Origin of the sequence: Geminocystis sp. NIES-3708, assembly GCF_001548095.1 — a bacterium.
Taxonomy (GTDB): domain Bacteria; phylum Cyanobacteriota; class Cyanobacteriia; order Cyanobacteriales; family Cyanobacteriaceae; genus Geminocystis.
The window spans coordinates 1,800,254-1,825,658 of record NZ_AP014815.1 but is presented as its reverse complement, the minus strand read 5'-3'; the positions used below and the strand labels follow the sequence as shown (position 1 = coordinate 1,825,658).

Below are 25,405 nucleotides of genomic sequence, written 5' to 3'. Positions count from 1 at the left end.
TAAGATTCAAGCACAAAGATTATGGGAAATATTGTTGGAATTGACTTAGGCACAACTAATTCTGTCGCCGCTTTTAAGTTTGCAGAAACTCAAGTAGTAAGTGATGCTAAAGATGGGGCGTTAGTTAAATCAGTAGTGGGATTATCAGGTAATAATTTAATAATAGGTAAAGAAGCCTATAATCAGTTAAAACAAGATCCAGAAAACGTTATCATTTCTATCAAACGTTTAATGGGGCGTGGTTTCGGTGATGAAGTAGTGCAACAACAACTCAAACACTTTGGTTATAAAATCACCCAATCTAGTGAAGGCACAGAAAACAGTCTGTCGGTATGGCTTGGGGGTAAAGAATATCAACCTGAAGATATAAGTGCTGAAATTCTCAAACAAGTTGTCAAAAATGCCCAAAAGTATCAAGAAAATCAAGGGCAATCTGGAAAAATTACTAAAGCAGTGATTACTATTCCAGCCTATTTTAACGATAAACAACGCTATGCCACAGAAAACGCATCTATAAAAGCAGGATTAGGAAAACCAATTTTATTACCTGAACCTACGGCGGCGGCTATTTCCTACGGTTTTAAGGCTGACAGCGATGATGTTAAAACTATATTGGTATATGACTTTGGTGGTGGTACTTTTGATTCGTCTTTAATTACCGCTTCAGGTAATCAGTTTATTGAGTCGGGAAAAGCAGGAGATTTATGGTTAGGAGGAGATGATATTGATGAAAAATTGATGAATTTAGTGAAGCAAAGAGTTGCCAAAGAAGAAGGTTTAGATAGCCTTGATAGTTTAATTAACAAAATGCCCCATTTTCAAAAAGTCAGATTTAACGGGGATTTGAAAATTGCTACAGAAAGGGCAAAAATTGAGTTAAGCAGTAAAACCGAAGCCAAAGTTGCCCCTTCAACACCCTTACTTGACGATTTTGGCATGGCGATTCCCATTGATGTGACTATCACACGGGCAGAATTTGAAGCCATGATATTACCTTTGATTAAACGCTCTATCGAAATTTGTCGAGATGCTATTAAATATTCTGACTATCCTGAAGATATGATCGATGTTATCTTATTAGTGGGTGGTTCGAGTCAAATTCCTTTAGTGCAACAAGAAGTTATTAAAGCTTTTGGGAAAGATAAAGTAGTAGTGCATCCTCGCCCTATGTTTGCTGTTGCCGAAGGTGCAGGTATTGTTTCTTCGGGCATTACGGAAATTGTTGGTACTGTATCCCGTGATTATTGTATTCAATTAGATGATGATCCTCGTTTTCCGTTAATTAAACAAGGGGATGTGTTACCCGTCCAAAAAAGCCATACTTTTAAAACCTCTGGGGATGGGCAAGAATTGATACATTTCAAGTTTTTTAGCCCTGATGATGTGAGACAAGGCATCGATTTACGAAAAAATGACGAACGTATTGGGGATATGTGGTTAGCCTTAGATAAACCTTATCTTAAAGGCACAGAAGTTGATGTGATGGTGGAATTAGATGAAGAGAATTCTGCACTAACCATGACGGCGAGTCTGAAAAATAATCACGCTATTCGTGTAAGTGGCTCTTTTTCTCGTGGTAATCAGGATGAAAAAATCGCTTCTCAGGTAGAGGGATTAATTCGACAACTCAATGAAGAGGGTAATTTAACCGAATATGGGGTACAAAATGCCAATGAATTAGCAGGAGAAATTGTTAGGGCATCTAATCAAATTTATCTTCACGGAGTGTTACAGGGCGATCGCCTTCAAGTCGCCCAAGATAAACTCAAAGAGTTACAGGCTTTTGCTTGTAGTGAACGAGATCCGATACTAATGTATATACGAGATTTTGATTTTGCCCTTAAGTTTGCTTCTAATATTATGCACGACGATCAAATTAGTCGCTTAAATAATTTGTTAACACAAATGAATAATGCCATCGATACGAATAATATTTCAGCGATGCAAAAATTAGCAGAGGATGGAAGCCGAGAATTTGATAACCTGCCTAACCTAATACATATTTTACTATTAGTGCGTTTAGGAGTAATTCGTGCTAATCGTATTGCACCTGCCCACGGTAAGGTTTTAGAAAATAAATTCTTTAATGTGCTAGATGCTATTCAAAAAGGTGATGGTACAACTGCTGACAGAATTTTACCAGAATTAATCGAAGAAATACGAGAGTATTTAGATCAAGATTTGCCTACAGGTAAAATTGCCACTGGTTTAACCCGTTAGTAAGCTAAAACGCATTTACATTTACTAATAAAAGTGAGACTAGGAGACAGGGGAGATTTGTTTATTTATAACAAAATAATATGCAACTTAGATGTGTCTTAGCTCTTAGTAAACCTTTTATTTTAGGGTTTTTCCTCTTTTCAAAAATGAGGGGTTAAAGCCCTTGGTATAAAATTATTTGATGTCCAAAATTAATGTATTTTTATGAATCAAAAATTGACTTGCCCTGTGTGCGATCGCCAAGAAATTGAAACGAATATTTGTCCTAATTGTGAGACAGATTTATCAACAATTCGGATGTTAAAAGAATTACCTTTACTTGAAAATAAACTAGATTCTAAGAAGAATAGTTTAATAATTTATTTGTTCATTATTTTATTAATTTTAGGAATAATTATTGCTAGTTTTAGTAGTTATTTAATAGCTAAAAATAATTATAATGCGAGTTTAGAAGCTATGAAAAAAGAGCTTAATGAGCAAGTAAATCAGGTGAAAAATGTCGAAGAATCAAAACCAAAATTAAATTGGTGTGGTGGTTTTAAGTATCAAATAAAATCAGGGGATTCTTTATATATGTTAAGTTTACGTTTTTATGGTGATGGTAACCCATGGCATTTAATAACTGAAGCGAATCCAAGTATCAATTCACCGCAAAATTTAGAAGTTGGGCAAATAATTTTAATTCCCAATTTAGCCGAATTCTGCCAAAAAGTACAATAAATTAGTTAATAAAGAGGTTAAAGATATGGGATTATTTGATTTTGTCGATAAAACATTAGCTGTTTTTAATAATGAAGAAATTAGTGAAAGAAAATTTAGTGAAGCCAAAGATTTAGCACAGTTAAAAAAACTAAAGGAAGCCATAAAATTAGGGGAAGAAATTAAATCTTTATGGAACGAAAATCCCTCTTGGCGTGAACAATTAGTCAGAGATTTTTCTGTCAAAGATTTATTATATAATGTCAATACTCAGCTTAATACATGGAAAATGCAACTACAAAGAGCTGAAAATTCAGCTAGTGAAGGAAAAAAAATTCTTGCATTAGATAAAAATGATCCTTTTGATAGTCAAATTCTTACTCAAGCCTTAAATTTATTTACTAAATGTAACGCTATTTTATATGAAACTGAATATGCTGTTATTGAACAAGTTTTAAAAGATAAAATTAACAGTAGAAATAAATTTCAATCTCTCTATAATGATGCTAAAAATCAAGGAAAAAATGGCTTTTTTCGGGAAGGTTTATCTTATTTTTTACAGGCAGAAAAAATTTTTAAAGTTATTAGTTTAGCTACAGAAATTAAAGAATATGAATATTTAGCAAAACTTCAAACTCAATATGAAAATAATCTTAAACAAATAAAAAATCTTGCCCAACAAGGTGATTTTGTATTAGCACAAAGTCAATTGCAATTAAATTTAGATAAATTTAGCCGTCAAGATGGAGAAGTATTAAACGCTAAATTAAAGACAGTTATTAACGCAAAAATCGAGTATAGACAAGGATTATTAGCTGAAAAAATTGGTAATTTTACCATTGCCAAAAAACAATATCAATTGGCATTGTCTCATTTACCAACTTTAGAATCTGCTAGTTATCGTTTAGCTTTGATTGATATTAAACAAAATAACTATTCTTCTGCGTTATCTTACTTAGAAAAATTGACGGAAGAAAAAGCTAATTATTTACGAGGATTTTGTTATTTACAGAAAAATGATTGGGAAAAAGTCAAACAAGAATGGAAGCAAATTAATCATCCTTTGGTAAATAAACAAAAAGAATCTATCAAAATTTTAATACAAAGAAATCGCTTACAAATTATTCAACATATCGAAAATTTAGTTAGTAAAGAAAAATATAAAGAAGCGAAAAATTGTTATGAAAATTTAACAGAAAAATATGGTTATGACGAAAATATTGAGTATAACTTATCTAAGCATATTCAACCAGCTTTAGAACATCAATTATGGCAATCTAATGACTTTGTTAATATTATTAATCAACTAGAAAAACAGTTTAAAAAGACTCCCAATATAACTATTTTACATAATATGGCGATCGCTCTTTATTATCAAGTGCAAATAGATGCTAGTTATACAGAAAGGTGGATAGCAACATGGGCAACTGCTTTGTTAAATATTAAAGAAAATCCAATTTTACAAAATTTACCTTGGTTAGGTAGTCATCAAATTGATTATCAAAAAATTGAAGAAGAATTAATCAAAATAGTTGAGAATACTATTGATAAATATAAAGATAGTAATCTTGAAAAATATTATCAATTTAGAGATATTTTCCGCAGAGAAATGTTGGCTATAGAGTTAATAGGCAATCCTCCTAATTCTGGAGTAAAAATTAAAGAATTATTTATAACTCCAGCATTTTATCAACAGTATAAAAAAGAGTTAAAAAATATAAAATTAACAGTAAATCAATTAAGCACATTATTTACTGATTGGGGTTTAACTGTTGCCGCTTGTCTTAAAAATGATGTAGAAAGAGGAATAAAAATTCAGCCTAATTTATCACCTTCTACTGATGTAGAAAAATTAGCAAATAGTTTTATAAATTATTATCAGGGTTGTTACTATTTAAAACATGATTCATGGAAAAAAGCCAAATCTTGTTTACAAATTTCCCAAAATTATATTAAAAATAATCGTGAGTTGGTAACACAAATCAATAACTTATGTGAAAAACAAAGACAAAAATTAGAGAATTTTAATGAACATTTAGAATTTGCTCAATTTTGGTATGATTTATTAAAATCTCCCGCCTCTGCTAGTTATTTAGCTGAGTATAAAGCCAGAGAAATTTCCGATAAAGTAGCTAATGAAAAAATCTCTTTTTCTCAAGCAATTAGTCAACTAAAAAAAGTACAAAAAATTGATAAAAATAACCCTTTAGTTTTAGATTTATTAAGTAGATTAGAATATAGCCTAGAAGCTGAAGAAATTGATAAACTATTAAAACAAAATAGATTTGAAGATGCGGTTAAAAAAGCTAAATATTCATCTAATAAAGAGATAAAATATATAGTGGCAAATATGTGTATTGAAATTGCTTTAGAAGGAGCAAAAGCTAAAGAATTAGAATGGGAAGCATTACAACAATTGGGACGATGGGCTTATGAAATTTGTCCTCATGAGCAGAGTTTTAGAGAAATTTATCAACTATTAAGAATTATTTAATTAAGAGGTTTAATTATGTCTAATCAAAAAAATATTATCCCAAATCCTTATGATGTGTTAGAAGTTTCTCCTGCTGCATCTATCGCCGAAATAACTAAAGCCTTTGCTATGGCGATGAAGAAAAAGAAATATAATCCTAAGCAAATCGCTGAAGCTAGAAAAAGTTTGATGGATAATCAACAACGGTTAATTGATGATTATTTACGCCCTAATTTACCCTTAATTCAGAGGTTTAAAAAACAGGATTTATCGGCATTAAATGAGCCTATTCCTACCATCCAACTTTTGACAGAATTTGATGGTTTAGATCAAGCCTATACTGAAAGTGACACTATTACCGAATTCGATAAACAATTAGGTTTAAAATTATTCTCTTAAAAAATAAAAAAATTAATTGAATCATAAAAAACCTCTTGCTATTTTCTTGCTTTGTGTCTTTGCTCCTTTGCGAGAAATATTCTTATAAATTTATATAACAGGTGAATCATGAAAAACTTATTTGAACAAATTTTAAAAATATTTTCCAATAATCAAAATAAAGCAAATAATGATAATTTAATTATTACTAAACAACAAAGAGATGATTTATTAAAAGAAAATGAAAAGTTATTAAAAGAGAAAACTAAATTACAGCAAACTGTTAAAATTCAGCAACAAGAAAATGAAGCAAAAGCAGAAGCATTATATGAAGAAATGTTAGATATTTATGATAGTTTAGAATTTTTGATTAACTACTTAGATACTAATTTACAGGATGATAATTTTAATCCTAAAGCCTTTAAAAGATTGCCAAAATTTACCGCTAGTGTGCAGGAAAAATTACTGACTATTTTATCTCGTAGGGAAGTAGAAAAAATCGATTTTAATGGGAATATTCCTGATTTTAGCGTGTGTCAGGTAGTTGATCGAGAAATTAGAGATGATATACCAGATCAGACTATCACAAAAATTGTCCGTCAAGGGTTTAAAATGAAGGAAAAAATCCTGCGTTACGTAGAAGTTATTACTGCTAAATCTAATAATTAGTTATAATCTAAAATCCATTTAACTTATATCTAACATGGTTGAAAAAATATTTAATTAGTATAGTGATAATAATTAGTTTCCAATAAGTTTGAGTCCATTTTTATTACTATTTTTTATTTCGCATTTTCTACCTCCCATCAAAAAATGAATCAGGCTAAACTTAGTTATATATGCTTTAACTTAGGACATAATTTCAGCTAAATCCGTTAAGGTTTTTTGAGCTTCTATTTCATCAATTATACTTAAAGCAAAACCTACATGAACTATTACATAATTACCAATTTTTGCTTCAGGAGTATAAGCAAAACTAACTTCTTTTAAGATACCACCAAAACTAACTTTTCCCTTTTTTTCGAGGATATTTGCTCCTTCAATGGTGATAATTTTTCCGGGTATTGCTAAACACATAATCTTGAGAATAATAGACGATTAATAAATAAATAATTAGTTTTTTTATGATAATTTCGTGTTATCAAAGTTACAAAAACAAATAATGTAAATTAACGTAAATAATTATAATTATATGTTAAATTTATGATTTTCTCTCAAATAATTGTTCTAAAATTAAAAATTATTATAAACAATATTAACTATTAGGTTTATTTTCCGATCAAATAAGGGAGATAAATAAAATAAAAATGCCTAACACAGTATTAAAGTCTCCATCAGAAAAAGCGAATACTGTTGATAAACGTCTAAAAGTGTTAGATATAACGATTAAACGTAATCAACATCGTCAAGATGCTCTCATTGAAATTTTGCATAAAGCACAATCTTCTTTTGGTTATTTAGAAGAAGATGTTTTAATCTACATTGCCCATGAACTCAAATTACCTTTAAGTCAAGTTTTTGGTGTCGCCACTTTTTATCATCTTTTTTCCCTCAAGCCTTCAGGAGTACATAACTGTGTAGTTTGTCTTGGTACAGCTTGTTATGTTAAAGGTTCATCGCAATTACTAGATAAATTAGAACAAGAGACAAATTTACATCAAGGAGAAACTTCTGCTGACGGTAAAGTATCATTAATGACTGCTCGTTGTATAGGAGCTTGTGGTTTAGCACCGGCAGCAGTTTTTGATGGTAAGGTATGTGGAAAACAAACACCAGAATCAGTTTTAGCACAAATCAAAGAATGGCTAGAGAATCAATGAAGTATCAGAAATTAAAAGCCAGTTACTAAAGCCTGACGGGAAATATTACTAGAGGAGAATTTTATGGATTTAAATAGATTACAGTTTATTGCTGAAGAAACTATCGCTAGTCGTAAGTCTATCCGTATTTTATGCTGTGGAGCGGCTAGTTGTAAATCTTCTGGTTCAGAATCTATCGTTGATGAGTTGAAAATTGCTATTGAAGCTCAAGGGCTACAGGATGAAGTAGAAGTTTGCCCTGTAGGTTGTATGAAATTTTGTGGTAGAGGTCCGTTAGTGGAGATTGCCCCTCGTAATTTATTGTATGAAAATGTGCGTCCTGAAGATGCTCCTTCTATTGTTAAAGCCTTGAAAGGAGAAGAAGAAGCCACCGCACCAATGGGTGATTATAATCATCCCTTCTTTGCCCTACAAATGCCCATTGTCTTAGAAAATAGCGGAAAAATTAACCCTGAAAGCATCGATGACTATATTGCATTGGGAGGCTATCAACAGTTATATCGTGCCTTGCATGAAATGACACCCCAAGAAGTAGTTAAAGAAGTTATTGTTAGTGGTTTACGAGGAAGAGGAGGCGGTGGTTATCCCACAGGCTTAAAATGGGCGACTGTCGCTAAAATGCCTAATGAACAAAAGTACATTGTTTGTAATGCAGATGAAGGAGATCCAGGAGCTTTTATGGATCGTAGTGTTCTTGAAAGTGATCCTCATCGTATTATTGAAGGAATGGCGATCGCAGGTTATGCTGTAGGAGCAAATCATGGCTATATCTACGTGAGAGCGGAATATCCTTTAGCGATAGCACGATTACAAAAAGCCATTCAACAGGCGAAAAGGCAAGATTTGATAGGCACACAAATATTTAACAGTCTTTTCGATTTTAAGATTGAAATTAGGGTAGGTGCGGGGGCGTTTGTCTGTGGAGAAGAAACAGCCTTAATTGCTTCCATTGAAGGGGAAAGAGGTAATCCTCGCCCTCGCCCTCCTTATCCAGCCCAGTCTGGCTTATGGGGATGCCCCACTTTAATTAACAACGTGGAAACCTATGCGAATATCGTGCCAATTATTCGAGAAGGAGGGGTGTGGTATAGCAATATTGGTACAGAAAAAAGTAAAGGTACAAAAGTATTTGCTCTTACGGGTAACGTTAACAACACAGGCTTAATTGAAGTACCGATGGGGACAACTATTCGCCAAATTGTAGAAGAAATGGGAGGGGGAGTGCCTGGAAATAATGAAATCAAAGCCGTACAAACAGGTGGTCCTTCTGGGGGTTGTATTCCTACAAAATACTTTAATACCCCTGTAGATTACGAATCTCTCAAAGAATTGGGTACTATTATGGGATCAGGAGGCATGATAGTCATAGATGAAGAGACTAATATGGTAGCTCTTGCTCGATTTTATATGGAATTTTGCCGGGGGGAAACTTGCGGAAAATGTATCCCTTGTCGAACTGGTACAGTGCAATTGTATCAAATGTTAACTAAAATTCTCAACGAGGAAGCGACAGAAGCAGATTTAAGTAAATTAGAGCATCTTTCCCATATGGTAAAAGCTACCAGTTTATGCGGTTTAGGGCAAACAGCACCTAATCCAGTATTAAGTACTTTACATTATTTTAAAGATGAATATTTACAATTATTAAAATCTTAGTAAAGGAGAAAATTGAGATGACTCTATTACAAACAAAGATAATTTCTGACACATGGATAGATGCTTCTTGGGATGAATTTATCCAACTCACGAAAAATCTTGATTATGAAAAAGGAAAGTTTTATTACTATAAAGGAAAATTAAGAATCGAAGTGTCTCCATTAGGGAATGATCATGCTAGTGATCACTCAATCATCAATAGTGCTATTAATCTTTATGTAGCTTTAAAAGGCATTAATTTGAATGCTAAAGATAACTGTAGTTATCGAAAAATAGGTTATCAAGAAGCACAGCCTGATTTATCTTATTATATTGGCGAAAATGTTGACGCTATTCCCTATGGTACAAATATTATTGAATTAGATGTTTTTCTTCCACCCACTTTAGTCGTAGAAATAGCGAATACTTCCTTGGCAGATGATCAAGGAGAAAAACGTTTATTATATGAACAATTAGGCATAAAAGAGTATTGGATTGTTAATGTTAAAAAAGGAGAAATAATTGCTTTTAAAATGGAAAATGAAGGCAGTTATAGAATCAGAGAATCTCAAGTTTTATCTAATCTAAAATTATCCATATTAGAGGAAGCTCTAAAAATGACTCGTCAAACTAATCATAGTAAAGTAGTTGCTTGGTTATTAGAAAAATTTAATCAATAAAGAGCCAATATCTCAAATTTCTATTGAATAAAATTGGGAAAATATAGGCAGTTCTTTTACTATTAACTATTAAATATTTAACTATCAATCATGTCTGTACATACATTAAAAATTGATGGTGTTGACGTAGCTGTAGAATCTGGTACATCAATACTTAAAGCCGCTCAAGAAGCAGGAGTCAGGATTCCTACCCTTTGCCACCTAGAAGGGGTTTCCGATGTAGGTGCTTGTCGCTTATGCTTGGTAGAAATTAAAGGTAATCCAAACCTTGTACCTAGTTGTATAACAGAAGTGCAAGAAGGGATGGAAGTTTCTACTCAAACCGAAACCTTACAAGAATATCGCAAAATGATTGTTGAATTACTCTTTGCGGAAGGTAATCATGTTTGTGCTATATGTGTCGCTAACAATAACTGTGAATTGCAAGATGTAGCGATCGAAGTAGGTATGGATCATACTAGGTTTAACTATCGTTTCCCTGAAAGAGAAGTTGATTTGTCTCATCCCCAATTTGGCATTGATCATAATCGTTGTATTCTATGTACTAGATGCGTGAGAGTTTGTGCAGAAATCGAAACCGCTCACGTGTGGAATGTCGCCTTTCGGGGTGCTGCCGCTAAAATCGTTAGTGGCTTAAATCAGCCTTGGGGTGAGGTTGACGCTTGTACATCCTGTGGTAAATGTGTCGATGCTTGTCCTACAGGTAGCATTTTCCGTAAAGGTAGCACTACCGCCGAAATGGTCAAAGATCGCAGTAAAGTTGAATTTTTAAGTAACGCAAGGGAGAAACACCAATGGACAAAATAAAATTTGCTACAGTATGGTTAGCAGGATGCTCAGGCTGTCATATGTCATTCTTAGACTTAGACGAATTTTTATTTGATATAGCCGAGGCAGTGGACGTGGTATATAGCCCCGTTGCCAGTGACATCAAGCACTATCCTGATAATGTTGACGTTTGCTTAGTGGAGGGTGCGATCGCCAACGAAGAAAACCTAGAGTTACTTTTAGAAGTACGCAAAAAAACCAAGTTTCTCATCTCCTTCGGGGATTGTGCCGTTACCGCCAATGTACCAGCCATGCGCAATATGTTAAATGGTACTGATCCTGTTCTAAAACGTTGCTATTTAGAATTAAGTGACGATTCGGGAAAAATACCCAAAGACGCTCGCATCGTACCAGAATTGCTCGAAAAAGTCCAGCCTATTCATCATATCGTGGACGTGGATTTATTTTTACCCGGTTGCCCCCCTTCCGCCCAACGCATTAAAAATGCCATCGCACCTCTGTTAAAAGGCGAAAAACCCGTTATGGAAGGGCGAGAAATGATCAAATTTGGTTGATTTGTTTCCTCTCGCAAAGACGCAAAGTTTTTTCAGGTTTTCTTGATGATGGTTTAAGCTAAGAAGTAACTTCAGTTTGAGCTGATTTATGAAAGAAAAGAGGACTAATTCCCTTTATTAAGCAGTAGAAAGGATCTAATTTTACCAATGAGTTAGGAATGCTATAGTTAGTTAATAAGAAGGAATAAATAATGCTTTTAGCCTTAGAAAAAATTAACCTTTTAAAAAGACAAACTCTGGTTATAAATGATGTTAGTTGGCAACAATTTGAGGATATTTTAGCAGAGTCAGGAGAGCATGGTAACATTAAAATAGCTTATTATAATCATATGTTAGAAATTATGAGTCCTTTACCAGAACATAAAATAGATAAAATTTATATTTCTACCTTAATCGAGATTATGTTGGAGGAATTAGCTATAGAATTTTGTCCTTTAGATTCAACCACTTTTAAAAGCGAAATTTTACAAAAAAGACTCGAACCTAATAACTATTTCTATATCTAAAATAAAGTTAAAATTAGATACAAAAAACTACTAGATTTAACCACGATTCTCCTTCAGATTTAGCGTTAGAAATTGACTTAATATTTTGTACCTATCCCCATATTTTTTTAGCTTTAGAAATACCTGAATTATAGCATTTTGAAAATCATAATTTACATACTAATATTCTCGAAAATAATCAATATATAGAAAAATAATTTAGTCTTTTTTCTAATATTTTTCTAAAAAAAATAATTTCAAAATACCTAAGTAAATGTCAAATATAAGTTATAAACAAAACAGTAAAAGCTTTTAGAAAACTCATTAAAAATGATTATTTATAGGAGGATTTTATGACCACTACTTATTTTCAAGATATTATTGATTTGATCGAAACTTTATCTATGAGATGACCAAGAATATTTATTCGAACGAATACGCAAAAGACCTATTGAAAAAAGACGTTCAGAAATCTTAAGCAATGGAGACAAAACTCTCAAAAATTTAGAGCTCGGTAAGGTAAAAGTAAGAAATTCAGACGAAATAATGAACTATTTATTAGAAGACGATGAAAAAGAATGATTTTAGTAGCTGATACAAGTTTTAAAAGAGCTTTTAAACGTTTAATTAAAAAAATCCTTCCTTAGAAAATAAAATAAGGAACATTTTAAAAATAGTAGAAAACATTTAATATTTAAGTATAAAATAGGTAAAAAATTATGACTAAAACAGTTATTATTGATCCCGTGACTCGCATTGAAGGACACGCTAAAATCTCTATTTATTTAGATGATAATGGTGAAGTAAATGATGCTCGTTTTCACGTAGTAGAATTTCGGGGTTTTGAAAAATTTTGTGAAGGTCGTCCTATGTTTGAAATGGCGGGAATTACTGCTCGAATTTGTGGTATTTGCCCTGTTAGTCATCTCCTCGCTTCCGCTAAAACTGGGGATAAAATTTTAGGGGTGAAAATTCCACCCACTGGGGAAAAATTGCGCCGTATGATGAATTTAGCCCAAATAACTCAGTCTCATGCCCTTTCCTTTTTCCACCTCAGTAGCCCTGATTTTCTCTTGGGTTGGGAGTCTAATCCTTCTACCCGTAATGTTTTCGGCTTAATGGCTGCTGATCCAGATTTAGCTCGTGCTGGTATCCGTTTACGTGCTTTTGGTCAAAATATAATTGAAATACTCGGAGCAAGAAAAATTCATGCCGCATGGGCTGTACCCGGTGGAGTGCGATCGCCCTTAAGTACAGAAAATCGTCAGTGGATTGAAGATAATTTACCTGAAGCGAAACAAACTACTGAATTAGCATTAAATCTGTTTAAAAAGCTCTTAGATAGCGAATTAAAGACAGAAATTGACGTATTTGGTAAATTTGAATCTTTATTTATGGGGTTAGTCGCTCCCGATGGCACTTGGGAACATTACGGCGGACATTTACGTTTCATCAACAGTCAAGGTAACATTATCGCTGACGGTTTGAGTGAAGACAACTATCAAGACTTTTTAGGGGAGGCGGTGGAAAATTGGTCTTATCTCAAATTCCCTTACTATAAACCTTTAGGATATCCTGATGGTATCTATAGAGTAGGTCCTTTGGCAAGATTAAATTTGTGCGACCGTATTGGCACACCCCAAGCTGATCGGGAATTACAAGAATTTCGTCATCGGGCAGGTAGTCGTGTAGCTACGTCATCTTTCTTTTACCATTATGCTCGTTTAATTGAGATTGTCGCTTGTTTAGAAGCTATTGAAAACTTAATACACGATCCCGACATTTTGTCAACCAGAGTAAGGGCAGAAGCAGGAATCAATTACTTAGAAGGCATTGGTGTAAGTGAAGCGCCTAGAGGCACACTTTTTCATCATTACAATGTGGATGACAACGGCTTAATTAAAAAGGTAAACCTCATTATCGCCACAGGGCAAAATAACCTTGCCATGAATAAAACCGTCACCCAGATAGCCAAACACTACATTCACGGCGAAGACATACCAGAAGCCATGTTAAACCGTGTAGAAGCAGGAATTAGAGCATTTGATCCCTGTTTGAGCTGTTCGACTCATGCGATCGGACAAATGCCATTACATATTGAATTAGTTGATAGTAAAGGCAAAATTATCACAGAAAAATACAAAAATTAATTGACAAATAGCTCCGTTTATAGTGTGTCTTTTAGGGCTTTAAAATATCAGTTTATCGTAATCCCTTTACGACTTAAAAATCTGTGACGAAAAAAGGCTAAAGCCTTAACTACGAACGGTTAATAAGAGGTACAATTATGGTCAAAGAAAACTTATATTTATGTATGGGTTCTGCGTGTCATCAACTCGGTGTTTATGAAGTTTTACCTCATCTACAATCATTAATGAATCAACATAATTTGAATGAAAAAATTGAGTTAAAAGGCTCATTTTGTTTGGAAACTTGTAGCAGTGGAATTGTTATGAAATTTAGGGATAAACACTTTATTCATATTAGTCCTCAGAATTTAGAAGACAAGTTTGTTAGAGAAATATTGCCGATGATTAAATAAAAATAAAATAAATATTACTTATTATTTAAAATAACAAAAAAATATATAGTTAGCTATGTTAGAAAGTAGTCAAAATCATTTATATAAACTTTTATGGGAATATGATCCTAATGGTTTAATTGCTATCGATAATAACTTAATAATTAAACTGGTAAATCCATCTTTTTGTCAACTATTTCGCCTCGAAAATGAGCCTATAATTGGTAAGTTAGCCACTGATATATTAGGAAATATTGATCATATTAAAGAAGCATGGCAAAAAAATCTTGTCATAAAAAACAGGGAAACAGAATATTTAAAACATGATATTATTGTCAAAGAATTTATTTTTCCTATTCAAGAAGAAAATTTTATTTTGTGCATTATGACGGATATAACCACAGAAATAATTAAACAAAAAGAATTAAAAGAAATGCAGGAAGAAATGATCAAAAAAGTTAATAAAGTTGTCCATAATCAGATGAAAGTTGCTCAAGAGATTGCTGGTTTATTAGGGGAAACTACCGCAGAAACAAAGGTAACTTTATTTAAACTTTTAGCCCTGTTTAATAAATAACTATTTATTTTATGATTGCCTCTTTATATTTTTTTGAATGAATTAATAAACTGATGATTGAAGATAATTTTTTCGATATTTATTATTATAGTTTAAACAAACAAAATGAAGAATTGTGCGGTGATCAAGTAAAATTTACTAAAACAGAAACTAAAAGTACTATTGTGCTTTCTGATGGTTTAGGAAGTGGTGTTAAGGCTAGTATTTTAGCCACTTTAACCACTGAAATACTTATTACTATGCTTGATGCTGATTTACCCTTAAAAGAAGTTATTGAAACCATTGTTGGCACTTTACCTATTTGTCAAGTAAGAAATATTGCCTATGCTACTTTTACCATCATTACCCTTGATCATATCACTAATAAATTTCATGTAATTAACTTTGATAATCCGCCTATTTTTTTACTTAAAAAAGGTGTTATTTTCCCACTCAAACATCAAACAGAACAAATATTAAATAAAAAAATTAATTCCTGCCAAGGAATACTAGAAAGAGGCGATTTTTTAGGGGCGGCTAGTGATGGAATTCTTTATGCAGGATTAGGAAATACTATGAATTTTGGATGGGGTTGGGAAAATATCGCTAAATTTATGGAAAATATTTTTCGCCATAAAGCCACTAATTCTCGTTATATTATTGAACAAATTGTCAACGAAACTAAAAAATTATATTGTGATTATATTGGTGATGACGCTACTTTTGTCGGAGTATATATTCGTAAACCTAAACCTTTGATGATTTTTACAGGACCACCATTAGATGTTACCAAAGATGAAGAATATGCGGAACAATTATTGAGTTTTCAAGGCAGAAAAATTATTTGTGGTGGCACAACTGGTAATATTGTTGCCAATTATATGGGAGAAACCATTGAAATGGATATTCTGACGATGAGTAAAGAATTGCCCCCCATTGGTAAATTAAAAGAAGTAGATTTAGTGACAGAAGGAATTTTGACAATTTCTAAAGCCAAAGAAGTCTTAATTAAATGTAATTTTGATATTAGTAGATTGCCGACTATTAAAAATGGGGCAGTATTATTAGCTAGAGAAATTTTAGAAGCCGACTCAATTTATTTTTTAGTAGGGCAACAAATTAATGAATTTTATCAAAATCCTTTATTACCGAAAAATATATCGATCCGCCGTAGTTTAATTGAAGATTTAGTTCAACTTTTGCGTAATTATCAAAAACAAGTTATTCTCGAATATTGCTAGTTAATATGACGAATCAAAATAAAAATAAATTTTTAATTATCGGCTATGGAAATAGTTTAAGAAATGATGATCAAGTTGGACAAATTATAGCTCAAAAGATAGAAATAGAGGCTTTACCGCAAGTAAAATGTATTTATCAACATCAATTAACTCCTGAATTAGCTGAAAAAATAGCAATATTTTCTAATATTATTTTTATCGATGCTTGTGTGGATAATAATGAAGTAACAACTATCTTATTACCTAGAAGTGCAATTAATAATAAATGTGAATATGGGCATTATTGCACTCCAGAATATTTGCTATATTTAACTAAACTAATTCATAATCAGTATCCTAAAAGTTACCTTATTACTATTCCAGTAAATAATATTGATTTAGGGGAAGAATTATCAGACTTAGCAAAAGAAGGCATTAAAATAGCTTTAAAAATTATTAAAGAAATTATTAACAAAATTGAGTAATTATTGATAAAAAAATGCACGAAATAGGAATAATGGAAGACACATTAAACATTGCTATTGATTATGCGATTAAAGAAAACGCCACAGAAATTAAAGAAATCACTATTTGTATTGGTAAAATGTCAGGAGTTGTATCTGAGGCATTAAAATTTGCTTTTGAGGTGATAAGAAAAGGTACAATAGCAGAAAATTCGACTTTAAAAATAGAATCATTACCAGTTATTTGTTATTGTGATCATTGTCAACAAAAATTTCAACCTGATGAATGGTTTTTTCAATGCCCAAATTGCGATCAATTCAGCAATAATATTCTTCAAGGTAAAGAAATTAAGTTAATATCTCTTGAAGTTTCTTAAATTTTTTATACCTGATTTACTGATATTTTTTCTTATAATTAACTTAAAGACTTATTCCCTTCATTAATCCTAAAACTATGTGTATAAAATGTGGTTGTAGCGTTACCCCTCAAAAGATTTTAATTAATAATCATGACTTTTATCAACATCACCATCATGATCATAATCACAGTCACAATAATGACTCTAAAACTATCAATATTTATGAATCTATATTAGCAAAAAATGATCATTTAGCCTTTCATAATCGAGAGTTATTTCAACAGAAAAGTATATTTGTACTAAATATATTGTCTTCGCCGGGATCAGGAAAAACTACCTTTATAGAAAAAACATTAACCGATCTCAATTCTACCTACAAAAGTGCGGTTATAGTTGGTGATTTAGCCACAGATAATGATGCCCAAAGATTGAGAAGGAGTAAAGCAGAAGTTATCCAAATAACCACTGGAGATGTTTGTCATTTAGAAGCAGAAATGATTAATAATTCTCTGCAAAAAATTGACTTAAATCATTGTCAGTTGTTAATAATTGAAAATGTTGGTAATTTAGTTTGTCCTGCTTCTTATGATTTAGGCGAAAATGAAAGAATAGTTTTATTATCGGTAACAGAAGGAGAAGATAAACCTTTAAAATATCCCACAATATTTAAAAGTGCTGATGTGGTAATTATCAATAAAATAGATATTGCTAAAGCCGTAGAATTTAATCAAGATTTAGCGTTACAAAATATCAAAAAAATTGCTCCTCAAGCTAAAATTTTGATGGTGTCTTCTCGCAGTGGTGAAGGAATAAATAATTGGTATCGTTATATTGAGCAAAAATTACAAAAAAAGAGATAATAGATTAAAATTTTTCTAATTTTTTGATGGAGAAAAGAGAAAATAAGGGAAAGACTAGAAGGTAAAAATTGCCTTAATTCTAGTTAGTAAAGTTATAAATAAACTTAGATGTTTCTACAGTTAGGAGATGATGAAAAAGTGTTTTGGTGAGAGTAGAGAATAGAAAATAATTTTAATGGTTTGGCAAGAGGCTTAAGCCCTTTGTTAGAATTAGAGTATGTAATTGTAGAATACTTACCTATTTTTTGAGTAAAAATTGTGAAAAGCATTTTCTGTTGAATTATACCTAACCTTTGATTTTTATAGACTTCTGATTCCTAACAGCATACCCTAATTAGAAAAAATAGATAAAGTCTAAAATGATGGCTAAAAATTGTTATCAAATAATTATAAAAGGTATTGTACAAGGAATTGGTTTTCGTCCTTTTATTTATACTTTAGCTATAGAATTAGATTTAAAAGGATGGGTAAAAAATTCTGGGGAAGGTGTTGTTATTGAAGTAGAATTAACCACTGTTGAATTAGATATTTTTATCACAAGAATTAAAGCTGAGAAACCCTTACAATCAGAAATTTATAGTTTAGAAATTAAGCTGTCAAACTGGGTAGGTTATCAACAATTTACGATTAAAAATTTAGACACTATTGATAATAGAAGAAAAACGGCGATTGTTTTACCTGATTTAAGCACTTGTCAGGAATGTTTAGAGGAAATTTTTAATTCTCAAAATCGGCGGTATTGTTATCCTTTTACTAATTGTACAAATTGCGGTCCCCGTTATTCTATCATTAAAGATTTACCTTATGATCGCCCTTTTACTACGATGAGTAAATTTAGGATGTGTAAAGAATGTGAAGAAGAATATTACAATCCTAAAAACAGGCGTTTTCATGCACAGCCAAATGCTTGTCAAAAGTGTGGACCAAAGTTAGAATTATGGAATAAAAAAGGTAATATTTTAGCAAGTTTTGATGAAGCCATAAAAAAAAGTTGTAACTTAATTATAGAAGGAAAAATTTTAGCTGTCAAAGGATTAGGAGGATTTCATTTAATAGCTGATGCTAGGCATAATGAGGCTATTAAAATTTTAAGACAAAGAAAAAATCGCCCTCATAAACCATTAGCTGTAATGTATCCTAATTTAGAAAAAATTAAAGCTGATTGTTTGGTGTCGGATATTGAAAAAAATATTTTATTATCTGTAGCTTCTCCCATTGTTTTATTGAGAAAAGTGAGTAACTTAAATAATCTAAATCAAAAAGAATCTTTTAAAAATAATCCGAAAATTGATAATAACTATATCTCAGAAGAAGTCGCACCTCATAATAATTATTTAGGGGTAATGTTACCTTATACTCCCTTACATCATTTATTATTAAAAAAGTTAAATTTTCCTATTATCGCCACCAGTGGAAATCAAAAAAATGAGCCTATTTGTATTGATGAAATAGAAGCCTTAGATAGACTAAATTGTTTAGCTGATTATTTTTTAATCCATAATCGCCCTATTTTTCGTGCCGTTGATGATTCCATTGTTAGGGTGATAGATAATCAAATGATGATATTAAGAAGAGGAAGAGGTTATGCACCTTTACCGATAAAATTACTAGATTTTCCAGAAGAAAAACCTCACAAAATTTTAGCATTAGGAGGAAATCTAAAAAATACCATAGCCATTGGTTTTAATCAACAAATTTTTACCAGTCAACACATTGGCGATTTGGATAAACCTGAAACTATAAAAGCCTATAAAAATACTATTAATAATTTAAGTAAAATTTATGAATTTCAACCAGATTTAATAGTTTGTGACGCACATCCAGATTATTTTTCTAGCCAATATGCCGAAGAATTAAGTAAGCAGAAAAAACCGTCAATTCCTGTTATTCAAATACAACATCATTTAGCTCATATTTTTGCTACAATTGCAGAACATAATTTAGAATTACCCTTATTAGGTATTGCATGGGATGGTACTGGTTACGGATTTGATGATACTATTTGGGGTGGCGAATTTTTTTATATTAGTGACACTGAAATTAAAAGAATAGGCAGTTTTTTACCCTTTCCTTTAATGGGAGGAAGTCAAGCAATTTTGCAACCTAAACGCATTGCTTTAGCTTTACTTAATCTTGTTTATAATAATTTTCAAAATATACCGAAAAATTTATCTATAATTGACAGTTATTCATCTTCAGAATTAAAACTTTTTCAAACTATCCTAGACAAAAAAATTAACACTCCCTTAACCTCTAGTGTCGGGCGTTTATTTGATGGCGTAGCTTCCTTATTAAATATCATTGACAATATCACTTTTGAAGGACAAGCCGCTATGAATTTAGAATTTTTAGTCAGTGATTTTTGTCCTCATAAAACTTATACTTTTCAGTGGCAACATCAAGAGAATATCTGTAATTATATCGATTGGCGATCGATAATTAGAGAAATTATTAACGATTATTTAGAAAAAAAATCTTTGAGTTTAATTGCCACAAAATTCCATCTCACTCTAGTGGAAATAATTAAGCAAATTAGTCAAACAATCAACACTAAAAATATTGTGTTAAGTGGTGGTTGCTTTCAGAATAAATTTTTATTGGAGAATACAATTCAAGTGTTAAAACAAAATCATTTTAACCCTTATTGGTCACAAAAAATTCCTATTAATGACGGTGGTTTATCCATTGGACAAATTGCTTTTATCATAAGAAATATGAGATAAAAAATCAAAAAACTTAGTATCTTTTCTCATATCCAGAGGAAATTGAGTCAATTTCACGAATCAGAAAAATTTTTTCAAGTTCTCTAGGTTAAAATAATATTAAGTTTTGTAACGTAAGCTCAAGATATGATCATCAAACCTGAAAGCACTATCACAACATGGCACCAACTTCAACCTATTTGGCAAGGAGGAGAAGAATTAGTTAAAATTGGTTTACCTCATAGTCAATTAGCACCAGCATGGCAGATACTATTATTAGGAGATGGCTCACCCACTCGACATTTACGATTATTAACCAGTGAGACTATTGAGGTTGACGTAATTGATATGTCATTAATTGGTGATGATTTAGACAACGCACCTAAAGGGATTGAAAAAATTGCGAATCCGAGGATAAGAAGACAAGTTTGGTTAAAAACCGCTAGTGGTAAAAGATTAGCTTATGCAACTTCATGGTGGGAAGCAAATCACATTGATGATTATTTGCAAAATCGTAGTTTGCCAATATGGGAAAGTTTAGCGAAGTTACATACAGAATTATACCGAGATATTCAAGGAATTTATTATGGAAAATCTGAGGCTTTAGAAGAAGGTTTTGAGGAAAAAAGAACTTTTTGGGGAAGACATTATTTATTTTGGCATAGAGGCAAACCATTAACTCTTATTTATGAAGTTTTTTCACCTTATTTATCTAAGTATTTAGGCAAAATTAAAATTGATGATTGATAAAAAGAAATTATATTTTAAATTCATATTTTTTCATCATTTTTAAATACTATCTAATATTTTCTATTTATTATTAATGTTTCAAACCACTCGTCGTCGTTTAGCAATTTGGTACACTACTGTGACAGCAGTATTATTAATTATTTTTGCGATGGGAATTTATGGTTATGTTTATAAAACTTTAATTGATCGAATTGATGATACTTTAAAGCACGTAATTGAAATTATTGAGCCATCTTTAATGATAGAGAAAGTTAATAATAATGAAGGTAAATTTAGAGTGAATTTAGAAGAAAGTTTTTATCAACATCCTAACACCACAAATCAAGTAGAAGATGACCATATTGATTTAGAATGGTTTAGCCCCAACGGTGAATTATTATGGCAAACTTTAGAAGATTCTTTACCTATTCCTCTCTCTTTTAATTCTGGAGGCAAAACTATTCGTATTTCTGATGATTATTTATTGCGACAAATTACAAAAAGAGTAGAAATTGACCATTACATTTTAGGATATTTAAGGGTAAGTCATCCTTTATTTGATGTGGTTAAACCAATTCAACAGCTAATAATTGACTTAAGTATTGGTATTCTTTTAATGATTATTTTCGTGGGAGGAATCGGTTGGTTTTTATCAGGTATTGCTATTAAACCTGTGATTGAATCTTATCAAAGTTTAAAGCAATTTACGGCTGATGCTTCTCATGAATTAAGGAATCCTATTGCCACCATAAAAACTAATATTCAAAGTTTGTTATCTTATCCTGAAACCGATTCTAAAATTCAAGAAAAGCAGTTAAAAATTTTAGAAAGATTAACAGAAAGATTAAATAATTTAGTTAACGATTTACTATTTTTAGCCCGTAATGATAGTGGTATTATTAAACCTAATTTTATTCCTATTCCCTTAGATGCTTTATTATTAGAAGTAGTAGAAGAACAAAAAATTATTGCACAGCAAAAAAATATTGATTTGTCTTTAAATATTGTTAGTAACGAGTCATTATCAGAAAATTTAAAAGAAGACTTATTTACCATTAATGGAGATTGGGCAGAAATTAGTCGTTTATTTACCAACATTATCAGTAATAGTATTATTCATAGTGCTAATGTTGAAAAAAAAAATTTAACGATAAAAGTTATTTTAAAAATTCTCAAAAAACAGCATAAAAATTATTGTCAAATAGAAATTATTGATAATGGAATTGGTATTCCCGAAAATATATTACCTCATCTTTTTGATCGTTTTTATCGTGGTGATTTTTCCCGTAGTCAAGCAGAAGATAATTCTAATTATAGTACTGGTTTAGGTTTAGCTATTGTGCTAGCTATCGTTGAAAATCATCAGGGGAAAATAAAAGTAGAAAGTAAGATAAATCAAGGTACTAACTTTCTGGTGATATTACCTCAAAATCTATAGTTTTACAAAAAAATATATTTAGATAATTCCAGCAATAATATTTTCTAATTCTATTTTTTCCAATGTTGTAATAACAAAAACTTCTTGAACACTTTTCCCACACCTTGCAATTAACTTATAGCCTCCTCGAATGGGTACAGAAATTTTTAATTTCAGATGAGGAGAATGACTACGAGAGCGACTTAAAACTGCAGGTGTTACAGTCTTAATTCCTTCATAAATAACCAATTTTTCGAGAATAGGAATCAAGCCATCAAGATGAGTGGAATGATTCCAAACGATTCTACCATCAGAAGATTTACTCATATTGCCTCCAATGGTGCCATTGTCAAACCTTCTCGTCTTAATTGTTGATGATATAATTCAGCTTGTTCTAAAGGACCACTCCAAACTAAAGCCTGTCCATCAAAGTGTACCTGATTTGTTAACTCCCATGCAAGATCACTATTCATATTTGGAATATATTTCATCAAGCAATCTGATACATGGTCAAATGTATTAAAATCATCATTTAAAACAATAACCTTAAAATTAGGATAAGGTTTGCGAGTAACTTCAAGAGATTTAGTAGGTGCAATAATTGTATTTGCTAAAACAGTTTTAGTCATAAAAAATTATGAAAAATTCAAAATATTTTTAAATATAATTAAATAATATATCATAAATTTATGAATTTTAGTAGTTAGTTGTAATTAATAATAGATAATTTATGAATTGATCGTATCTTAGCTTAAGACGATGTTTACTATTAAATTTATTTTTATAATCCATGGACTATTATTTAAAATAAATTTCAAGAATAATTAAGACTTAATTACCGTTAAATTTAAACTAAAATAAAGAAAAGTAAGCATACATCATTATTAAGGAAAAATTAAAATGCCTATTGCTTTTTGGAGACAAGAATACATTACAGGAGAAAAGATTATTGATATGCAACATCAATACTTATTCTCTCTTATTAATGAGTTACACGATGCCATGATCGAAGGAAAAGGTCAAGAAATTGTTGGCAAAATTCTTGATCAATTGGTTTTATATACTGTTGAACATTTCGCTACGGAAGAAGAATTAATGCTTCAATATGAGTATCCTAATTACTTATCACATAAAGAAAAACATGATGCCTTAAAAGAGCAAGTTTTAACTTTACAAGAAAAATGGAAAAATAAAGAAGAATTTTTAACAGTAAAAGTTTCTCAATTTTTGACAGATTGGCTAATTCATCATATTAAAGGAGAAGATTTAAACGTTATTAGTCATATCAAAAATAATAGTTATAAATATCAAAAAAGATCATAATCATTCTTACAATAGTCATAGATAATTGTTTATTATTTAATAATAGCTAATATTTTATAGACAGATAAAAGATATGTTATAATAAATTTTATCCATAAATTTAAAAAGTTAAAATATGATTATTACCGATAGAATTATTAATATTTTAAGACAAGGAAAACCTCAAGAACAAATAAAAATTCAAGGATGGGTTAGAACTAAAAGAGAATTAAAAGATTTTGCTTTTATAGAAATTAATGATGGTTCATCTTTAGCTAATTTACAAGTCATTTTAAATCAAGATTTACCTAACTATGAAGGGATTATAAAAAGGTTAAATACGGGTTCATCTTTAACAGTAGAAGGTATTTTAGTAGAATCCCCGGCAAAAGGTCAAAAAGTAGAATTAAATGCTAATTTTATCGAGATTTTTGGTGATTGTGATCCAGAAACATATCCATTACAAAAAAAACGTCACTCTTTTGAATTTTTGAGAACAATTGGACATTTAAGAGGTAGAACAAATACTATTGGTGCAGTAATGAGAGTTAGAAATGCTTGTGCTAATGCAGTGCATCAATTCTTTCAAAATAAAGGTTTTTTATGGGTACATACTCCGATTATTGCCGCTAGTGATTGCGAAGGTGCAGGAGAATTATTTACCGTAACAAACTTAAACTTAGAAGAAATTTCGGCTAATAAAACAGGAAAAATAGACTATACAAATGATTTTTTTGGTCGTCAAGCCTATTTAACTGTTAGTGGACAATTAGAAGCAGAAATTATGTCAATGGCTTTTCAAAATGTTTACACTTTTGGACCTACTTTTAGAGCTGAAAATTCTAATACTTCTCGTCATTTAGCAGAGTTTTGGATGGTTGAACCAGAAATGGCTTTTTGTGACATTGAAGGAGATCAAAATTTAGCCGAAGAATTTTTAAAATATGTTTTTAAATATGTTTTAGATAACTGTCCTGAAGATCTTGAATTTTTTCAGCAAAGAATCAATAAAACTGTATTAGATAATGCTGAAAATATTATCAATAATGAGTTTGCTAGAATCACTTATACTGAAGCAATTAGTTTACTAGAAAAATCTGATCAAAAATTTGAATATAACGTAGAATGGGGTATTGATTTACAGTCAGAACATGAACGTTATTTAGCAGAAAAATTATTCAAAAAACCTGTAATTGTTACCAATTATCCAAAAGATATCAAAGCCTTTTATATGCGATTAAATGATGATCAAAAAACCGTTGCGGCGATGGATATTCTTGCTCCTAATATTGGAGAAATTATTGGTGGCTCACAAAGAGAAGAAAGACTCGATATTTTAGAATTAAGAATTGCAGAATTAAATATCAATCCTGAAAATTTATGGTGGTATTTAGACTTACGAAGATATGGCACAGTACCCCATGCTGGTTTTGGATTAGGATTTGAAAGATTAGTACAGTTTATGACAGGAATGGAAAATATTAGAGATGTAATTCCTTTCCCTCGCACCCCCATGAATGTTGAATTTTAATTAAGAATTAT

26 protein-coding genes are annotated in these 25,405 nt (G+C 31.1%); 23 read left to right on the top strand and 3 right to left on the bottom strand.

Translation table 11 applies throughout. The features are described 5' to 3' along the window. Nucleotides 1–21 precede the first annotated feature (21 nt). From GM3708_RS08055 to GM3708_RS08035, 5 genes are all read left to right on the top strand, one after another. A complete protein-coding gene (locus tag GM3708_RS08055) occupies nt 22–2,220 on the top strand; it encodes an Hsp70 family protein (protein WP_066345457.1) in 2,199 nt (732 codons plus the stop codon). A 204-nt stretch (nt 2,221–2,424) separates the two neighbouring features. Then, nucleotides 2,425–2,940 (top strand): LysM peptidoglycan-binding domain-containing protein, encoded by a 516-nt coding sequence (locus GM3708_RS08050; protein ID WP_066345455.1) that lies wholly within the window; start codon nt 2,425–2,427, stop codon nt 2,938–2,940. Nucleotides 2,941–2,965: 25 nt separating this feature from the next. Next, complete coding sequence (locus tag GM3708_RS08045) at nt 2,966–5,413, top strand: lipopolysaccharide assembly protein LapB (protein ID WP_066345454.1); 2,448 nt, start codon at nt 2,966–2,968, stop codon at nt 5,411–5,413. 15 nt (nt 5,414–5,428) lie between these two features. After that, nucleotides 5,429–5,791 carry a molecular chaperone DnaJ gene (locus GM3708_RS08040; protein ID WP_066345453.1) on the top strand — a complete coding sequence of 121 codons (363 nt, stop codon included), beginning with the start codon at nt 5,429–5,431 and terminating at the stop codon, nt 5,789–5,791. 108 nt (nt 5,792–5,899) lie between these two features. Beyond that, nucleotides 5,900–6,439 (top strand): nucleotide exchange factor GrpE, encoded by a 540-nt coding sequence (locus tag GM3708_RS08035; protein WP_066345452.1) that lies wholly within the window; start codon nt 5,900–5,902, stop codon nt 6,437–6,439. Nucleotides 6,440–6,619: 180 nt separating this feature from the next. On the opposite strand, the gene GM3708_RS08030 is transcribed toward GM3708_RS08035, so the two are convergent. After that, nucleotides 6,620–6,847, bottom strand: coding sequence for a HypC/HybG/HupF family hydrogenase formation chaperone (locus tag GM3708_RS08030; protein WP_066345451.1), 228 nt, complete (start codon nt 6,845–6,847; stop codon nt 6,620–6,622). A 230-nt stretch (nt 6,848–7,077) separates the two neighbouring features. Here GM3708_RS08030 and hoxE point away from each other — a divergent pair, with 230 nt between their 5' ends. The 16 genes from hoxE (at nt 7,078) to GM3708_RS07950 (ending at nt 22,582) form a co-directional block, all read left to right on the top strand. Next, entirely contained in the window at nt 7,078–7,590 is a 513-nt protein-coding gene (gene hoxE, locus GM3708_RS08025; protein ID WP_066345449.1) for a bidirectional hydrogenase complex protein HoxE, read from the top strand. Between the two features lie 63 nt (nt 7,591–7,653). Next, nucleotides 7,654–9,246 carry a NuoF family protein gene (locus GM3708_RS08020; RefSeq protein WP_066345448.1) on the top strand — a complete coding sequence of 531 codons (1,593 nt, stop codon included), beginning with the start codon at nt 7,654–7,656 and terminating at the stop codon, nt 9,244–9,246. 17 nt (nt 9,247–9,263) lie between these two features. Beyond that, on the top strand, nt 9,264–9,905 hold the full coding sequence (locus tag GM3708_RS08015; RefSeq protein ID WP_066345446.1) for a Uma2 family endonuclease: 642 nt from the start codon (nt 9,264–9,266) through the stop codon (nt 9,903–9,905). Nucleotides 9,906–9,995: 90 nt separating this feature from the next. Beyond that, nucleotides 9,996–10,712: a bidirectional hydrogenase complex protein HoxU gene (gene hoxU / locus GM3708_RS08010; RefSeq protein WP_066345445.1), complete on the top strand. Its 717-nt coding sequence runs from the start codon at nt 9,996–9,998 to the stop codon at nt 10,710–10,712. After that, complete coding sequence (locus GM3708_RS08005) at nt 10,700–11,248, top strand: oxidoreductase (protein ID WP_066345443.1); 549 nt, start codon at nt 10,700–10,702, stop codon at nt 11,246–11,248. Before hoxU ends, GM3708_RS08005 begins: the two co-directional genes overlap by 13 nt. A gap of 191 nt (nt 11,249–11,439) precedes the next feature. Beyond that, nucleotides 11,440–11,754 (top strand): hypothetical protein, encoded by a 315-nt coding sequence (locus tag GM3708_RS19285; protein ID WP_231933127.1) that lies wholly within the window; start codon nt 11,440–11,442, stop codon nt 11,752–11,754. A 698-nt stretch (nt 11,755–12,452) separates the two neighbouring features. Next, nucleotides 12,453–13,883: a Ni/Fe hydrogenase subunit alpha gene (locus GM3708_RS07995; RefSeq protein WP_066345442.1), complete on the top strand. Its 1,431-nt coding sequence runs from the start codon at nt 12,453–12,455 to the stop codon at nt 13,881–13,883. Nucleotides 13,884–14,020: 137 nt separating this feature from the next. After that, complete coding sequence (locus GM3708_RS07990; protein WP_066345440.1) at nt 14,021–14,275, top strand: (2Fe-2S) ferredoxin domain-containing protein; 255 nt, start codon at nt 14,021–14,023, stop codon at nt 14,273–14,275. A gap of 55 nt (nt 14,276–14,330) precedes the next feature. Further along, nucleotides 14,331–14,831 (top strand): PAS domain S-box protein, encoded by a 501-nt coding sequence (locus tag GM3708_RS07985; protein ID WP_066345438.1) that lies wholly within the window; start codon nt 14,331–14,333, stop codon nt 14,829–14,831. Nucleotides 14,832–14,884: 53 nt separating this feature from the next. After that, on the top strand, nt 14,885–16,051 hold the full coding sequence (locus GM3708_RS07980; protein WP_066345435.1) for a SpoIIE family protein phosphatase: 1,167 nt from the start codon (nt 14,885–14,887) through the stop codon (nt 16,049–16,051). Between the two features lie 5 nt (nt 16,052–16,056). Next, nucleotides 16,057–16,515: a hydrogenase maturation protease gene (locus GM3708_RS07975; protein ID WP_066345433.1), complete on the top strand. Its 459-nt coding sequence runs from the start codon at nt 16,057–16,059 to the stop codon at nt 16,513–16,515. A gap of 14 nt (nt 16,516–16,529) precedes the next feature. Then, on the top strand, nt 16,530–16,871 hold the full coding sequence (gene hypA, locus GM3708_RS07970) for a hydrogenase maturation nickel metallochaperone HypA (RefSeq protein WP_066345431.1): 342 nt from the start codon (nt 16,530–16,532) through the stop codon (nt 16,869–16,871). 77 nt (nt 16,872–16,948) lie between these two features. After that, nucleotides 16,949–17,713 carry a hydrogenase nickel incorporation protein HypB gene (hypB, locus tag GM3708_RS07965; protein WP_066345426.1) on the top strand — a complete coding sequence of 255 codons (765 nt, stop codon included), beginning with the start codon at nt 16,949–16,951 and terminating at the stop codon, nt 17,711–17,713. 362 nt (nt 17,714–18,075) lie between these two features. After that, nucleotides 18,076–20,436, top strand: a complete 2,361-nt coding sequence (gene hypF, locus GM3708_RS07960; RefSeq protein ID WP_144439358.1) for a carbamoyltransferase HypF — start codon at nt 18,076–18,078, stop codon at nt 20,434–20,436. Between the two features lie 126 nt (nt 20,437–20,562). After that, nucleotides 20,563–21,162 (top strand): chorismate lyase, encoded by a 600-nt coding sequence (locus tag GM3708_RS07955; RefSeq protein ID WP_066345423.1) that lies wholly within the window; start codon nt 20,563–20,565, stop codon nt 21,160–21,162. Nucleotides 21,163–21,238: 76 nt separating this feature from the next. Then, nucleotides 21,239–22,582 carry a cell wall metabolism sensor histidine kinase WalK gene (locus tag GM3708_RS07950; protein WP_066345422.1) on the top strand — a complete coding sequence of 448 codons (1,344 nt, stop codon included), beginning with the start codon at nt 21,239–21,241 and terminating at the stop codon, nt 22,580–22,582. Between the two features lie 18 nt (nt 22,583–22,600). Here the strand turns inward: GM3708_RS07950 and GM3708_RS07945 are convergent, their stop codons facing one another. Together GM3708_RS07945 and clpS are read right to left on the bottom strand one after the other, a co-directional pair. Beyond that, entirely contained in the window at nt 22,601–22,888 is a 288-nt protein-coding gene (locus GM3708_RS07945) for a DUF2103 domain-containing protein (RefSeq protein ID WP_066345421.1), read from the bottom strand. Further along, the gene (gene clpS, locus GM3708_RS07940) at nt 22,885–23,190 is read right to left on the bottom strand and encodes an ATP-dependent Clp protease adapter ClpS (protein ID WP_066345420.1); all 306 of its coding nucleotides are present in this window, start codon (nt 23,188–23,190) and stop codon (nt 22,885–22,887) included. The genes GM3708_RS07945 and clpS overlap by 4 nt, the downstream gene beginning before the upstream one ends. A 271-nt stretch (nt 23,191–23,461) precedes the next feature. On the opposite strand from clpS, the gene GM3708_RS07935 reads away from it, so the two are divergent. Both GM3708_RS07935 and asnS read left to right on the top strand, forming a co-directional pair. Continuing rightward, on the top strand, nt 23,462–23,884 hold the full coding sequence (locus tag GM3708_RS07935; RefSeq protein ID WP_066345419.1) for a bacteriohemerythrin: 423 nt from the start codon (nt 23,462–23,464) through the stop codon (nt 23,882–23,884). A gap of 115 nt (nt 23,885–23,999) precedes the next feature. Next, nucleotides 24,000–25,394: an asparagine--tRNA ligase gene (gene asnS, locus GM3708_RS07930; protein ID WP_173645003.1), complete on the top strand. Its 1,395-nt coding sequence runs from the start codon at nt 24,000–24,002 to the stop codon at nt 25,392–25,394. Nucleotides 25,395–25,405: the final 11 nt, after the last annotated feature.